Raw genomic sequence first — 12,931 nt, 5'->3', positions numbered from 1 at the left:
TTTTGCTCCAAAAATTGTGTGAAACCGGAATCAGACGGCCGCCGCACCGGCGACGATCTCGGAGAGTTCCTTCGTGATCGCGGCCTGGCGGGTCTTGTTGTAGACCAGCTTGAGCTCGTTGATCACGTTGCCGGCGTTGTCGGTGGCGGCCTTCATGGCCACCATGCGCGCTGACTGCTCGCTGGCCATGTTCTCTGCCACGGCCTGGTAGATCAGCGACTCGACATAGCGCACCAGCAGCTCGTCGATCACGCTTTGGGCATCGGGCTCGTAGATGTAGTCCCAGCTAGCGCTGTGGCTGCCCTTGCCGGCCTGGATGGCCTCGGAGGACAGCGGCAGCAGCCGCTCGACCACCGATTCCTGCTTCATCGTGTTGATGAACTTGGTATAGGACAGGTACACCGCGTTGATCTTGCCCTCGGCATAGGCGTCCAGCAGCACCTTGACCGGCCCGATGAGCTTGTCCAGGTGCGGCGTGTCGCCCAGGCCCGTGGCGTGTGCCACAACCTGCGCGCCGATGCGGTTGAGAAAGCCCAAGCCCTTGTTGCCGATGGCCACCGCCTGCGTCTGCACGCCGGCGGCCTGCAATTCACGCAGGCGGGTGGTCACGGCACGCAGCACGTTGGTGTTCATGCCGCCGCACAGCCCCTTGTCGGTCGTCACCACGATGACGCCGGCCACCTTGGCGTCGTTCACCCGCATGAACGGGTGCACGTACTCGGGGTTGGCCTGGCCGAGGTGGGCGGCAATCTGACGCACCTTCTCGGCATAGGGCCGGGCGGAGCGCATGCGCTCCTGCGCCTTGCGCATCTTGGACGCGGCCACCATTTCCATGGCCTTGGTGATCTTCTTGGTGTTCTCCACCGATTTGATCTTGCCGCGTATTTCCTTGCCTGCTGCCATGATGGCTCCTCGTCCGGATTAAACGAACGACTTCTTGAACGACGTGATGGCTTGCGTCAGTTCCGCCTCGTCCTTGCCTTCCTTGTCGAAGGCGCGGTTGTCGTCCAGGCGCTGCAGCAGGGCTGCATGGCTGGTCTTGAGGTACTGGTGCAGGCCTGATTCGAAGGCCAGCACGCGCTTGACGTCGATGTCGTCCAGGAAGCCCTTGTTCACCGCAAACAGCGTGGCGCCCATCAGGCTGACGGGCAGTGGGCTGTACTGCGGCTGCTTGAGCAGCTCGGTCACGCGGGCGCCGCGGTCCAGCTGCTTGCGGGTGGCTTCGTCCAGGTCGGAGGCGAACTGTGCGAACGCGGCCAGTTCGCGGTACTGCGCCAGGTCGGTACGGATACCGCCGGACAGGCCCTTGACCAGCTTGGTCTGCGCTGCACCACCCACGCGCGACACCGAGATACCGGCGTTGATGGCGGGGCGAATGCCGGCGTTGAACAGCGCCGTCTCCAGGAAGATCTGGCCGTCCGTGATCGAGATCACGTTGGTCGGAACGAAGGCGGACACGTCGCCAGCCTGGGTCTCGATGATCGGCAGCGCGGTGAGCGAGCCGGTCTTGCCCTTGACTTCGCCCTTGGTGAAGGCTTCGACGTAGTCGGCGTTCACGCGTGCGGCGCGCTCCAGCAGGCGCGAGTGCAGGTAGAACACGTCGCCCGGATAGGCTTCGCGGCCCGGCGGGCGGCGCAGCAGCAGCGACACTTGGCGGTAGGCCACAGCCTGCTTGGACAGGTCGTCATAGACGATCAGTGCGTCCTGGCCGCGGTCGCGGAAGTACTCGCCCATGGTGCAGCCGGAGTAGGCCGACACGTATTGCATGGCGGCCGACTCGGAGGCCGAGGCCGCCACGACGATGGTGTATTCCATGGCGCCGGACTGCTCCAGCGCGCGCACCACGTTCTTGATCGACGACGCCTTCTGGCCGATGGCGACGTACACGCAGGTCACGCCCTGGCCCTTCTGGGCAATGATGGTGTCGATCGCCACGGCCGACTTGCCGGTCTGGCGGTCGCCGATGATCAGCTCGCGCTGGCCGCGGCCGATCGGCACCATGGCGTCGATCGACTTGATGCCGGTCTGCAGGGGCTGGTCCACCGACTGGCGCGCGATCACGCCCGGAGCAACCTTCTCGATCACGTCCGTCATCTTGGCGTTGATCGGGCCCTTGCCGTCGATGGGCTGGCCCAGGGCGTTGACCACGCGGCCGATCAGCTCGGGGCCCACGGGCACTTCCAGGATGCGGCCCGTGCACTTGACGGTGTCGCCCTCGGAGATGTGCTCGTACTCGCCCAGGATCACGGAACCGACGGAGTCGCGCTCCAGGTTCAGCGCCAGGCCGAACGTGGGCTGGCCGTCCGCCGTGGCGGGGAATTCCAGCATTTCGCCCTGCATCACGTCCGACAGGCCATGGATGCGCACGATACCGTCGGTCACGGACACCACGGTGCCCTGGTTGCGGATGTCGCTGGTGGCTGCCAGCCCCTCGATGCGGCTCTTGATCAGTTCAGAAATTTCTGCGGGATTGAGTTGCATGACTCTTTCCTTCTCTTTCTTTAATGGCCGAAACCTCCGGCCGCGTTAGGCCGTAAGGGCGGCTTTCATTTGTTCCAGGCGCGCACGCACGGAGGTGTCCAGCACCTCGTCGCCCACCACCACTCGCACGCCGCCGATCAGCGATTCATCGTGCTGCATCGACAGGTTGAGCTTGCGGCCGAAGCGGTGCTCCAGCGTCGCTCCCAGCTGCGCCAGCGCAGCGGAGTCGAGCGGAAAGGCGCTGTGCACCACCGCATCCGAGGAGCCGTTTTGCTGGTTGACCAGGGCACGAAACTGCGTTGCGATCTCGGGCAGCGCCTGCACGCGGCCGTTGTCGATGACGGTGCGCAGGAAATTCTTCGCCTGCTCGGACAGCGGCGAACGCGCCACGCCGGCAATGACGTCAAAGACCTGCGAGCCCGTCACCTTGGGGTTGTCGGCCAGCTGGCGCAGGTCGGGGTTGGCGGCAATCGCCGCCAGCTCGTCCACCCATGCGGCAGCGCCGTTCAGGTCCGCGCCGCTTTGGGCGGCACAGGCCTGGTACAGCGCCTCGGCGTAAGGGCGGGCAATGGTGGCGAGTTCAGCCATTCGGTTGCTCCTTGCCTTACAGCTCGGTCTTGAGGCGGTTCAACAGATCGGCGTGCACGCCGGCGTTGACTTCCTTGCGCAGGATCTGCTCCGCGCCCTTGACGGCCAGGGCCGCCACCTGCTCGCGCAGGGCTTCGCGGGCGGCAATCGCCTGCTGCTCGGCCTCGGCGCGGGCAGCGGCGACGATCTTGTTGCCTTCGTCGCTGGCGCGTGCCTTGGCCTCTTCGATGATGGCCTGGGCGCGGCGCTCGGCGTCAGCCAGGCGGGTCGCGGTTTCGTTGCTGGCAGCGGTCAGTTCCTGCTTGACGCGCTGGTCGGCGGCGGCAAGCTCGGTCTTGGCACGGTCGGCAGCAGCGAGACCATCGGCGATTTTCATGGCTCGGTCATCCAGCGCCTTGGCGATCGGGGGCCACACGAACTTCATCGTGAACCACACCAGGATCAAAAAGACGATGGCCTGAACGAACAGGGTCGCGTTGATACTCACGGCAACACCTTTCTATTCTTCGGCGTTGATGGGAGTGATCAGACCAGGACGAAGGGGTTGGCGAACGCGAACAGCAGGGCGATGGCCACACCGATCAGGAAGGCCGCGTCGATCAGGCCGGCCAGAATGAACATCTTGGTCTGCAGCTCGTTGATCAGCTCGGGCTGGCGGGCAGACGCTTCCAGGAACTTGCCACCCATCAGGGCGATACCGATCGAAGCGCCGATGGCGCCCAGACCCACGATCAGACCGCAAGCCAGAGCGACGAGGCCGAGAATGTTTTCCATGATGACTCCTAGGATGAAAAGAAAGAAAGGTTGAAGGGAGAAGGGAAACGAAAAAGCTCAGTGAGCGTCATGCGCCTGGCCGAGGTAGATCAGCGCCAGCATCATGAAAATGAAGGCCTGCAGGGTGATGATCAGAATGTGAAAGATCGCCCAGATAGAGCCCGCGATGATGTGCCCCACGGGGAGCAACACACCAGAGAGCGACATGGCCGCCGCACCGCCCATCAGGGCGATCAGGCAGAACACCAACTCACCAGCGTACATGTTGCCGAACAGTCGCATGCCGTGCGAGACCGTCTTGGCAACGTATTCGATGACCTGCATGGAGAAGTTCACTACGCCCAGGATGGCCGCGAACAGCGGATTCTTGCTGGTGCCGAAGGGGGCCGTGAACAGCTCGTGGATCCAGCCGCCCAGGCCCTTGACCTTGATGCTGTAGTAGAAGCACAGCAGCAGCACGGCGGTGGACAGGCCCAGCGTGGTGGACAGGTCGGCCGTGGGCACGACGCGCAGCACGGCGTGCTGGTCGCCGGTGGCGCCCTGCCACAGCACGGGCAGCAGATCCACGGGCAGCATGTCCATGGCGTTCATCAGGAAGATCCAGACGAACACGGTGAGTGCCAGCGGAGCGATGAACTTGCGGCTTTCAGCGTTGTGGATGTTGGCCTTGGCCTGGTTGTCCACCATCTCCACCATGATCTCCACGGCGGCCTGAAAGCGCCCAGGCACGCCCGAAGTCGCCTTGCGCGCGGCCGACCAAAAGACCAGCAGCATCAGCGCACCGAGCAAGATGCCGACCACGACGGAGTCGATGTTGACCACCGAGAAATCGACGATGAAACCCTGCTTGACGTTTTGCAGGTGCTGCAGGTGGTGAACGATGTATTCACTGGCAGTGGGGGCGTTCGCGTCTGCGGCCATCGGGCAACTCTTCTCTCAAAGTCAAACAGTTCGTCGGACACTGGAACGCGCCAAGAACGCGATCCAGTACGCTTTCATCGTCATCACCAGGCCGGCCAGCAAGGCCAGCCAGCTCAGGCCCGGCACCAGCCGGGGCGCCGCCGCCAGCATGGCGACGGTCAAAGCAATCTTCACCAGCTCCCATCCCATGAGCGCTGCCATGGCAGCACCTGCCGATGAACGCCGCCGCTGCATCCCGCGGGCAAACAGCGCTGCGGGCAGCACCACGGCCAACCCGCCATAGCCGGCAGACCAGCCTGCCGCGGCGCTGCCGCTCCACCAGCGCGCCACCAGTGCCGCCAGCACTGCCACCAGCAGCTGCAAGGCAACGATGTGCCAGGGCGACAGGGGCGGATTGCGCCGACGCCATTCCGCCGCCTGCTGCGCGCTCAAAGGCTTGAAGTCGGAATCTTCGTCCTCAGTTTCGTCCTGAGAGGCTGCTGTCTTCGTGATAGGCATACCTGCAGGCCGAACCAAAACTTTCGCAAAGCCTCGCATTATAAGTACAAACCCCTTGCGGTCCACAATGACTGTACAGGACGCTTGACGCGCGCGGCGCAGGCATGGCCCTCTTCGCCGCTTCCTTCCTTCCAGCCAGGCTTGAGTTTTCAATGACCACCTTCACCCCGGCCCCCGAGGGCGCTGCGACGCCCGATGCGCGCAAGGACTCGCTCATCGAATATCCCTCGCGCTTTCCCATCAAGGTGATGGGGGCCAAGGAGCCGGGCTTCGTGCAGGCCATCGTCGCTCTGGCGCGCCAGCACGACCCGCAGTTCGACGAAGCCACGGTGGAGCTGCGCGACAGCCGCGCCGGCAACTACCAGGGGGTGACGATCACCGTCACGGCCACCAGCCGCGAGCAGCTCGATGCACTGTACCGCGCGCTCACCGGCCACCCGCTGGTCAAGGTCGTGCTGTAGGCCGGCGGCCATGCAGCTGCGCCATCTGGGCCGAGTGCCCTACGCGGCCACCTACCAGGCCATGCAGCGCTTCACCGCCGAGCGCTCGGGCGACACGCCCGACGAGCTGTGGATCTGCGAGCACCTGCCCGTGTTCACCCAGGGACTGGCCGGCAAGGAGGGCCATCTGCTGGCGCCAGGCGACATCCCCGTGGTTGCCACCAACCGGGGCGGGCAGGTCACGCACCACGGGCCCGGGCAGGTCGTGGCCTATCCGCTGCTGGACCTGCAGCGCGCGGGCTACTACGTCAAGGAATTCGTCTTTCGCATCGAGGAGGCCGTGATCCGCACGCTGGAGCATTTCGGCGTGACGGGGCACCGCGTGGCCGGCGCGCCCGGCATCTACGTGCGGCTGGACGACCCCTTCAGCCACGCCCTGCTGGCCCAGCGCCCGCAGCGGCGCGCTGCGGGCGAGGGCCCGGCGCAGCCCGACTTCACCGGCCTGGGCAAGATCGCCGCCTTGGGGCTAAAGGTCTCGCGCCACTGCACCTACCACGGCGTGGCGTTGAACGTGGCCATGGATCTGGAGCCGTTTGCACGCATCAACCCTTGCGGCTACGCGGGGTTGCGTACGGTGGACCTTCCTACAATTGGCGTCCACGCCTCCTGGGACGAGGCCGCGGCCGTGCTCGGTGAGCAGCTGGTACGCCGCCTCGCTCCCTGACCGCCGCCTCCTCCTTTCCCGACCCGCCATGAGCACCTCTGAAGTCGTCCGCGAAGCGCAGCCTGCCGAGACCTACAACCCGTCCGCCAAGCAAAAGGCGGGCGCCAAGCTGGCGCGCATCCCGATCAAGGTCGAGGCCGGCGAGGTGCTGAAAAAGCCCGAGTGGATCCGCGTCAGGGCCGGCAGCCCGACCACGCGCTTCTACGAGATCAAGTCCATCCTGCGCGAGCACAAGCTGCACACGGTGTGCGAAGAGGCCTCGTGCCCGAACATCGGCGAATGCTTCGGCCGCGGCACGGCCACCTTCATGATCATGGGCGACAAGTGCACGCGCCGCTGCCCGTTCTGCGATGTGGGCCACGGCCGGCCCGACCCGCTGGATGCGGACGAACCCCTGAACCTGGCACGCACCATCGCCGCGCTCAAGCTCAACTACGTGGTCATCACCAGCGTGGACCGCGACGACCTGCGCGACGGCGGTGCCGGCCACTTCGTGGAGTGCATCCGCCAGGTGCGCGCGCTGTCGCCGGCCACGCGCATCGAGATCCTGGTGCCGGACTTCCGCGGCCGCGACGACCGCGCGCTGGAGATCCTCAAGGCCGCGCCGCCGGACGTGATGAACCACAACCTGGAAACCGCCCCGCGCCTGTACAAGCAGGCGCGCCCGGGCTCGGACTACCAGTTCAGCCTGAACCTGCTCAAGAAATTCAAGGCGCTGCACCCGGGCGTGCCCACAAAAAGCGGCCTGATGGTCGGCCTGGGCGAGACGGACGAGGAAATCCTGGAGGTGATGCGCGACATGCGCGCGCATGGCATCGACATGCTCACCATCGGCCAGTACCTGGCGCCGTCGAACGCGCACCTGCCGGTGCGCCGCTACGTGCACCCGGACACCTTCAAGATGTTCGAGCGCGAGGCCTACGCCATGGGCTTCTCGCACGCCGCCGTGGGCGCCATGGTGCGCTCTAGCTACCACGCCGACCAGCAGGCCCACGCGGCCGGGGTCTGACCCCAGCGGCGGCTTCACTCCCAGCCGCCGGCCACTCCATTCTCATCGTCATCCCCGGCAGCGCCGCGCACCACGCGGCGCACCACGTCGGCGGCAAAGCCGCGCGCGGCCAGAAAGCGCATCTGGCGCGCCCGCTCCGCCGGCGTATCGGCCACGGCGCCAAAGCGCTGGCGCCAGACGGCGCTGGCGCGCTCGAGCTCGCTGCCGGCCAACTGCCGGCCGGCAGCGCGCACCCGCTCCTCGTCCAGCCCCTTGCGGCGCAGCTCCTGCATGACGCGCTGGCTGCCCAGGCGCGCGGCGCGGCGGTGCACGACCGACTCCACCACCCGGTCTTCGTTGATGAAGTCCTTGGCCTGCAGCTCGTCCAGAATGGCGGCCAGATCCTCGCCCTCCTGCACATGGCGCGCCAGCTTGGCCTGCAGCTCGCTGCGCGAATGCTCGCGCTGGGCCAGCAGGCGCAGCGCGCGGCCCTTGAGCGACAGCTTCTGAAATCCCATGGCACTATCAAAAAAAGAGCTGCCAGCGCTTGACTGGCAAGGGCTGGCAGCAGTTTTGGCTATAAAAGCCGGTTACAGGGGAAGCTCTTCGGTCTTGTCCGCCTTGTCGGCCTTCCTGCTGCGCGGAGCGGGCTTGTCTTCCTCAACGGCAGGGGCCGGCTCGTCCGGCGCGGCGGCGCTTTGCCCGCCCACTGCTGCCGGCAGCAAGGCGATGCCCAGGCTGTCGCGCACCTTGTTCTCGATTTCGTGCGCCAGCTGGGGGTTTTCGCGCAGGAACTCGCGGGCGTTGTCGCGGCCCTGGCCGATCTTCTCGCCGTTGTAGGCGTACCAGGCGCCGCTCTTGTCCAGGATGCGCGCGTTCACGCCCATGTCGATGATCTCGCCCTCGCGCGAGATGCCCTCGCCGAACAGGATGTCGAACTCGGCCGTCTTGAACGGCGGGCTGACCTTGTTCTTCACCACCTTGACGCGCGTTTCGTTGCCGATCGGGTTGTCCCCCTTCTTGATGGTGCCGATGCGGCGGATGTCCAGCCGCACCGAGGCGTAGAACTTCAGCGCGTTGCCGCCGGTGGTGGTCTCGGGCGAGCCGAACATCACGCCGATCTTCATGCGGATCTGGTTGATGAAGATGACCGTGCAGTTGGTCTTCTTGATGGTGGCCGTGAGCTTGCGCAGCGCCTGGCTCATCAGCCGTGCCTGCAGGCCCGGCAGCTGGTCGCCCATCTCACCCTCGATTTCGGCCTTGGGCGTGAGCGCCGCGACCGAGTCGATGACGATCAAGTCCACCGCGCCCGAGCGCACCAGGCTGTCCACGATCTCCAGCGCCTGCTCGCCGGTGTCGGGCTGGCTGATCAGCAGGTCCTGCAGGTTCACGCCCAGCTTTTGCGCGTACTGCACGTCCAGCGCGTGTTCGGCATCGACGAAGGCGCACTGGCCGGCCAGCTTTTGCATCTGCGCGATGACCTGCAGCGTCAGCGTGGTCTTGCCCGAGCTCTCCGGGCCATAGATCTCGATGACCCGCCCGCGCGGCAGGCCGCCCACGCCCAGGGCGATGTCCAGGCCCAGCGAGCCGGTGGAGACGACCTGGATGTCTTCGATGACCTCGCCTTCGCCCAGGCGCATGATGGTGCCCTTGCCGAACTGCTTTTCGATCTGGGCGAGGGCCGCTTGCAGGGCCTTGGCCTTTTCGCTGTTGGCGGCGGCGGTATTGACGGTTGCGTTCATTGGAAACGACTCCTTGGGAATGGTGCCTGGATAAGGGGAGACCCAGCGCCGTGGCACGGTGGTAACTGGATGCTTGAACAGTAGTTTATGGGTGCGATGGTACCTTTTCAACCGTTTTATTGTCAGTTTGCCTGACAATAAGCCATGCCCGTCACACCCCTTTGCGATCCGGCTGGCGATGCTTGGCGCCAGACCCACCTGGGCCGCCTGCTGGGCCATGCCCTGCGGCGTTTCGATGCACGCGTGCTGCAGCTGATGGCGCGCAGCGTGGAGGCGCCGCTGGCGCTGTCCAACCTGGCCGCGCGCGAGCAGGTCAGCGCCGCCCACGTGCACCTGACGCGCCACCTCTCGCCCGCGGGCGACCGCATCACCGAGCTGGCGGCGCGTGCCGGCATGGCCAAGCAGTCCATGGCGGCGCTGATCGACCAGTGCGAGGCCTGGGGCCTGGTCACCCGCGAGGCCGACCCGCACGATGCGCGCGCGCGCCGGGTGCGCTACACGGCGCTAGGCCTGGCCTGGCGCGAGGCCTTCCGCCAGGCCGTGGCGCAGGCGCAGGCCGAGTTTCGCGCCGAGGTGGGCGAGGAGGTGGCCACCGTCATCGCCCTGGGCCTGGAGGCCTATGCCGGCGGCGAAGGTGCGCCGGCCTAGAATTTGTTCGCCGGTACACGCCGCACGCCGCCCACGCAGCAACAGCACCAGGAGACTCTTTCCATGCGCATCCTCATTGCCGAAGACGACCAGGTGCTGGCCGATGGCCTGCTGCGCAGCCTGCGCGGCTCGGGCGCGGTGGTGGACCACGTGGCCAGCGGCACCGAGGTCGATGCCGCCTTGATGACCAACAACGAGTTCGACCTGCTGATCCTGGACCTGGGCCTGCCCAAGATGCACGGGCTGGAAGTCTTGAAGCGCCTGCGCGGGCGCGGGCAGGCGCTGCCGGTGCTGATCCTGACGGCGGCCGACGGCATCGACGAGCGCGTCAAGGGCCTGGACCTGGGCGCTGACGACTACATGGCCAAGCCCTTTTCGCTGCAGGAGCTGGAGGCGCGCGTGCGCGCGCTCACCCGCCGCGGCATGGGCGCCACCAGCAGCGCCATCCGCCACGGCCCGCTGGTGTACGACCAGGCCGGGCGCGTGGCCACCATCGACGGCAAGCTGGTGGAGCTGTCGGCGCGCGAGCTGGGCCTTTTGGAAGTGCTGCTGCAGCGCGCCGGGCGGCTGGTGTCCAAGGAGCAGCTGGTCGAGCGCCTGTGCGAGTGGGGCGAGGAGGTGAGCAACAACGCCATCGAGGTGTATATCCACCGCCTGCGCAAGAAGATCGAGCGCGGCCCGATCCGCATTGCCACGGTGCGCGGGCTGGGCTATTGCCTGGAAAAGATCACCGTCTGACGCTCACTATTTAATAGCTGCTGGCGCTTGCTGGGCGGGCGCTAAAGGCAAAAAACACTCCAAACTTCAGGCCGCCGTGAAGATCTTCCAGCGCGAGCAGCGCTCCCTGTTCGGCGAGATCCTGGACTGGATGCTCACGCCGCTGCTGCTGCTGTGGCCGGTGAGCCTGGCGCTGACCTGGCTGGTCGCGCAGGGCCTGGCCAACAAGCCGTTCGACCGCGCACTGGAATACAACGCCCACGCCCTGGCGCAGTTCGTCACCACGCACGACGGCCAGGTGCTGTTCAGCCTGCCCCAGCCCGCCAGCGAGCTGCTGCGCGCCGACGAGTCCGACGCCGTCTATTACCAGGTGCTCTCGCCCACCGGCGCCTACCTGGCCGGCGAACGCGAGCTGCCCGCGCCCCCATCCGAAGAGCGCCCGTCCTCGGCCGAGGTGCGCCTGCGCGACGCCGAGCTGCGCGGTGTGGACATCCGCGTGGCCTATATCTGGGTGCGCGTGCCGCTGCCGGACGCGCCCGCCGCCCTGGTGCAGGTGGCCGAGACGCGCTCCAAGCGCAGCGTGCTGGCCACCGAAATCATCAAGGGCGTGATGCTGCCGCAGTTCGTCATCCTGCCGCTGGCGGTGCTGCTGGTGTGGCTGGCGCTGGCCCGCGGCATCAAGCCGCTGCACCAGCTCGAAGAACGCATCCGCGCGCGCAAGCCCGACGACCTGTCACCGCTGAACGACAAGTCCGTGCCCATGGAGGTGGCGCCGCTGGTGGACTCGGTCAACGATCTGCTGCGCCGCCTGCACGAATCCATGGCCACGCAAAAGCGCTTTCTGGCCGACGCGGCGCACCAGCTCAAGACCCCGCTGGCTGGCCTGCGCATGCAAGCCGACCTGGCCCAGCGCGAAGGCACCAGCACCGAGGAGCTCAAGCAGTCGCTCAAGCAGATCGGCCGCGCGTCCATCCGCGCCACGCACACCGTCAACCAGCTGCTGGCGCTGGCCCGCGCCGAAGGCAGCGCCGCCGCGCTGCAGCACCAGCCGGTGGACATGGCGCAGCTGGTCATCGACGTGGTGCGCGACGCCGTGCCCCGCGCCCTGGCCCGCCACATCGACCTGGGGTATGACGGCCCGGCGCCGGGCGCGCCCGGGGTGTGGGCGGACGGCAACCCGCTGCTGCTCAAGGAGCTGGCGCGCAACCTGCTGGACAACGCCATCAACTACACGCCCTCCAGCGCCAGCCGCTGCGGCGTGGTCACGGCGCGGGTGCTGCCCGACACCTTTGGCCGCGTGGTGATGGTGCAGATCGAAGACAGCGGCCCGGGCGTGCCCGAAAGCGAGCGCGAACTGGTCTTCCAGCCCTTCTACCGCGCCCTGGGCACCGATGCCGACGGCTCCGGCCTGGGCCTGCCCATCGTGCGCGAGATCGCCCGCCAGCACGGCGTGGAGGTGACGCTGGAGGACGTGCGCCCCGGCGCGGCCCTGCCCGGGGCGCGTTTCACGCTGCGCTTTGCCGCCAGCCGCGCCCGGCACTGAGCGGGCCGCGCGCCGTCAGCCGCAGGGCTTGAGCGCCCTGCCGGCCAGCGCCGGCTCCAGCGCGGCCATGCGCGGGCGCAATGCCGGGCTGACGGCCGGCAGGCGCAGGGTGTAGCCGGGCGCGTCGGCGCGCTCTTGCACCACGCGGGCGGTGCGCACGCCCTGGCTGGCCAGCTGCCCCAGGCCGCGCTGGGCCGCCTCTTCGGTGGAAAAGCGCCCCAGCGACAGGCCGGGCTCCAGCGCCTGGCCGGGCCGGTCGTAGGGGATCTTCAGCGCACGCAGCTCCAAGCGCTTGCGGGCCACGATCTCCTCGTCGGGAAAGCGGCCCATATAGACCATCCAGCGGCCCGCCACGGGGGTCGATTCGAGCTGCCAGCTGCCCTCGGGCCACTCGGCCAGGGCGCTGCGCAGCGCGTCGCCCTGGCGGGCGTCGAACACGCCGGCCTGCAGGCAGATGCCGGGCGGCGGCGCGGCGGCGGCTGCGCTAGCGGCGGCAGCCGCCGCGCTGGCCGGTGCATCGGGGGCGGGGGCAGCGGGCGCTGCGGCGCTGGCCGGGGGCGCAGCAGCGGGCGGCGGGGCAGGCGCCGCAGCGGACGCGCCGGTCTGCGGCGCCAGCAGGCGCAGCTTCTGCGGCTCGACCTGCTGCTGCAGGCGCTGCGGCTCGCCGTCGCTCACCGGGCCCAGGCCCCAGTCCTGCAGCAGGCCGGCGGACCAGGCGTAGTAGCCGGCGTTGGCCAGCAGCAGCACAAGGACGGCAAGGCGCAGCATGTCAATGTTCCCTGAAGGCGTTCATGGCCTGCACTGGCTGGGGTTGGCGCAACCCGGTCCAGAGGCGCCGTGCAAGGGCCGTCCCGCGGCACCGGCGGC

At 67.5% G+C, this 12,931-nt stretch carries 16 protein-coding genes; 6 read left to right on the top strand and 10 right to left on the bottom strand.

Annotated elements, in window-relative coordinates; genetic code table 11:
- Nucleotides 1-30: 30 nt before the first annotated feature.
- The 7 genes from atpG to C7H73_RS01295 are packed head-to-tail and all read right to left on the bottom strand — an operon-like array spanning nucleotide 31 to nucleotide 5,262.
- Nucleotides 31-903: a F0F1 ATP synthase subunit gamma gene (gene atpG / locus C7H73_RS01325; RefSeq protein ID WP_106845006.1), complete on the bottom strand. Its 873-nt coding sequence runs from the start codon at nucleotides 901-903 to the stop codon at nucleotides 31-33.
- Nucleotides 904-921: 18 nt separating this feature from the next.
- Nucleotides 922-2,481: a F0F1 ATP synthase subunit alpha gene (atpA, locus tag C7H73_RS01320; RefSeq protein ID WP_106845005.1), complete on the bottom strand. Its 1,560-nt coding sequence runs from the start codon at nucleotides 2,479-2,481 to the stop codon at nucleotides 922-924.
- A gap of 45 nt (nucleotides 2,482-2,526) precedes the next feature.
- Entirely contained in the window at nucleotides 2,527-3,069 is a 543-nt protein-coding gene (locus C7H73_RS01315) for a F0F1 ATP synthase subunit delta (RefSeq protein WP_106845004.1), read from the bottom strand.
- Nucleotides 3,070-3,085: 16 nt separating this feature from the next.
- Nucleotides 3,086-3,556 (bottom strand): F0F1 ATP synthase subunit B, encoded by a 471-nt coding sequence (locus tag C7H73_RS01310; protein WP_106845003.1) that lies wholly within the window; start codon nucleotides 3,554-3,556, stop codon nucleotides 3,086-3,088.
- A gap of 38 nt (nucleotides 3,557-3,594) precedes the next feature.
- Nucleotides 3,595-3,843: a F0F1 ATP synthase subunit C gene (atpE, locus tag C7H73_RS01305; protein ID WP_106845002.1), complete on the bottom strand. Its 249-nt coding sequence runs from the start codon at nucleotides 3,841-3,843 to the stop codon at nucleotides 3,595-3,597.
- 57 nt (nucleotides 3,844-3,900) lie between these two features.
- On the bottom strand, nucleotides 3,901-4,764 hold the full coding sequence (atpB, locus tag C7H73_RS01300) for a F0F1 ATP synthase subunit A (protein WP_106845001.1): 864 nt from the start codon (nucleotides 4,762-4,764) through the stop codon (nucleotides 3,901-3,903).
- Between the two features lie 21 nt (nucleotides 4,765-4,785).
- Nucleotides 4,786-5,262: an ATP synthase subunit I gene (locus C7H73_RS01295; RefSeq protein WP_106845000.1), complete on the bottom strand. Its 477-nt coding sequence runs from the start codon at nucleotides 5,260-5,262 to the stop codon at nucleotides 4,786-4,788.
- A 152-nt stretch (nucleotides 5,263-5,414) separates the two neighbouring features.
- Between C7H73_RS01295 and C7H73_RS01290 the strand changes: the two genes are divergently transcribed.
- Genes C7H73_RS01290 through lipA form a run of 3 tightly spaced genes read left to right on the top strand, consistent with a single transcriptional unit; the run spans nucleotide 5,415 to nucleotide 7,435 of the window.
- Nucleotides 5,415-5,723 carry a YbeD family protein gene (locus C7H73_RS01290; protein WP_106844999.1) on the top strand — a complete coding sequence of 103 codons (309 nt, stop codon included), beginning with the start codon at nucleotides 5,415-5,417 and terminating at the stop codon, nucleotides 5,721-5,723.
- 10 nt (nucleotides 5,724-5,733) lie between these two features.
- Nucleotides 5,734-6,426 carry a lipoyl(octanoyl) transferase LipB gene (gene lipB / locus C7H73_RS01285; RefSeq protein ID WP_106844998.1) on the top strand — a complete coding sequence of 231 codons (693 nt, stop codon included), beginning with the start codon at nucleotides 5,734-5,736 and terminating at the stop codon, nucleotides 6,424-6,426.
- 28 nt (nucleotides 6,427-6,454) lie between these two features.
- Nucleotides 6,455-7,435, top strand: a complete 981-nt coding sequence (gene lipA, locus C7H73_RS01280) for a lipoyl synthase (RefSeq protein ID WP_106844997.1) — start codon at nucleotides 6,455-6,457, stop codon at nucleotides 7,433-7,435.
- Nucleotides 7,436-7,449: 14 nt separating this feature from the next.
- On the opposite strand, the gene recX is transcribed toward lipA, so the two are convergent.
- Both recX and recA read right to left on the bottom strand, forming a co-directional pair.
- Nucleotides 7,450-7,932 (bottom strand): recombination regulator RecX, encoded by a 483-nt coding sequence (recX, locus tag C7H73_RS01275; RefSeq protein ID WP_106844996.1) that lies wholly within the window; start codon nucleotides 7,930-7,932, stop codon nucleotides 7,450-7,452.
- Between the two features lie 72 nt (nucleotides 7,933-8,004).
- Nucleotides 8,005-9,156 carry a recombinase RecA gene (gene recA, locus C7H73_RS01270; RefSeq protein WP_106844995.1) on the bottom strand — a complete coding sequence of 384 codons (1,152 nt, stop codon included), beginning with the start codon at nucleotides 9,154-9,156 and terminating at the stop codon, nucleotides 8,005-8,007.
- 144 nt (nucleotides 9,157-9,300) lie between these two features.
- Here recA and C7H73_RS01265 point away from each other — a divergent pair, with 144 nt between their 5' ends.
- From C7H73_RS01265 to C7H73_RS01255, 3 genes are all read left to right on the top strand, one after another.
- Nucleotides 9,301-9,804, top strand: a complete 504-nt coding sequence (locus C7H73_RS01265) for a MarR family winged helix-turn-helix transcriptional regulator (protein WP_106844994.1) — start codon at nucleotides 9,301-9,303, stop codon at nucleotides 9,802-9,804.
- 63 nt (nucleotides 9,805-9,867) lie between these two features.
- Nucleotides 9,868-10,542, top strand: coding sequence for a response regulator (locus tag C7H73_RS01260; RefSeq protein WP_106844993.1), 675 nt, complete (start codon nucleotides 9,868-9,870; stop codon nucleotides 10,540-10,542).
- Nucleotides 10,543-10,618: 76 nt separating this feature from the next.
- Entirely contained in the window at nucleotides 10,619-12,064 is a 1,446-nt protein-coding gene (locus tag C7H73_RS01255) for a sensor histidine kinase (RefSeq protein WP_106844992.1), read from the top strand.
- Between the two features lie 15 nt (nucleotides 12,065-12,079).
- Here C7H73_RS01255 and C7H73_RS01250 read toward each other — a convergent pair whose 3' ends face one another.
- The gene (locus C7H73_RS01250) at nucleotides 12,080-12,832 is read right to left on the bottom strand and encodes a sporulation protein (protein ID WP_106844991.1); all 753 of its coding nucleotides are present in this window, start codon (nucleotides 12,830-12,832) and stop codon (nucleotides 12,080-12,082) included.
- Nucleotides 12,833-12,931: the final 99 nt, after the last annotated feature.

It is taken from the genome of Pulveribacter suum (assembly GCF_003013695.1).
Classification (GTDB): domain Bacteria; phylum Pseudomonadota; class Gammaproteobacteria; order Burkholderiales; family Burkholderiaceae_C; genus Melaminivora; species Melaminivora suum.
The sequence above is the reverse complement of the archived record's forward strand: the minus strand, read 5'-3'. Positions and strand labels throughout refer to the sequence as shown.

What these genes read in the sequence shown, in the direction of transcription:
- atpE (WP_106845002.1), bottom strand. Translation starts at nt 3,843, where the DNA reads ATGGAAAACATTCTCGGCCTCGTCGCTCTGGCTTGCGGTCTGATCGTG.
- C7H73_RS01295 (WP_106845000.1), bottom strand. Translation starts at nt 5,262, where the DNA reads ATGCCTATCACGAAGACAGCAGCCTCTCAGGACGAAACTGAGGACGAA.
- C7H73_RS01265 (WP_106844994.1), top strand. Translation starts at nt 9,301, where the DNA reads ATGCCCGTCACACCCCTTTGCGATCCGGCTGGCGATGCTTGGCGCCAG.
- atpG (WP_106845006.1), bottom strand. Translation starts at nt 903, where the DNA reads ATGGCAGCAGGCAAGGAAATACGCGGCAAGATCAAATCGGTGGAGAAC.
- C7H73_RS01290 (WP_106844999.1), top strand. Translation starts at nt 5,415, where the DNA reads ATGACCACCTTCACCCCGGCCCCCGAGGGCGCTGCGACGCCCGATGCG.
- C7H73_RS01250 (WP_106844991.1), bottom strand. Translation starts at nt 12,832, where the DNA reads ATGCTGCGCCTTGCCGTCCTTGTGCTGCTGCTGGCCAACGCCGGCTAC.
- lipB (WP_106844998.1), top strand. Translation starts at nt 5,734, where the DNA reads ATGCAGCTGCGCCATCTGGGCCGAGTGCCCTACGCGGCCACCTACCAG.
- atpA (WP_106845005.1), bottom strand. Translation starts at nt 2,481, where the DNA reads ATGCAACTCAATCCCGCAGAAATTTCTGAACTGATCAAGAGCCGCATC.
- lipA (WP_106844997.1), top strand. Translation starts at nt 6,455, where the DNA reads ATGAGCACCTCTGAAGTCGTCCGCGAAGCGCAGCCTGCCGAGACCTAC.
- recX (WP_106844996.1), bottom strand. Translation starts at nt 7,932, where the DNA reads ATGGGATTTCAGAAGCTGTCGCTCAAGGGCCGCGCGCTGCGCCTGCTG.
- atpB (WP_106845001.1), bottom strand. Translation starts at nt 4,764, where the DNA reads ATGGCCGCAGACGCGAACGCCCCCACTGCCAGTGAATACATCGTTCAC.
- C7H73_RS01260 (WP_106844993.1), top strand. Translation starts at nt 9,868, where the DNA reads ATGCGCATCCTCATTGCCGAAGACGACCAGGTGCTGGCCGATGGCCTG.
- C7H73_RS01315 (WP_106845004.1), bottom strand. Translation starts at nt 3,069, where the DNA reads ATGGCTGAACTCGCCACCATTGCCCGCCCTTACGCCGAGGCGCTGTAC.
- recA (WP_106844995.1), bottom strand. Translation starts at nt 9,156, where the DNA reads ATGAACGCAACCGTCAATACCGCCGCCGCCAACAGCGAAAAGGCCAAG.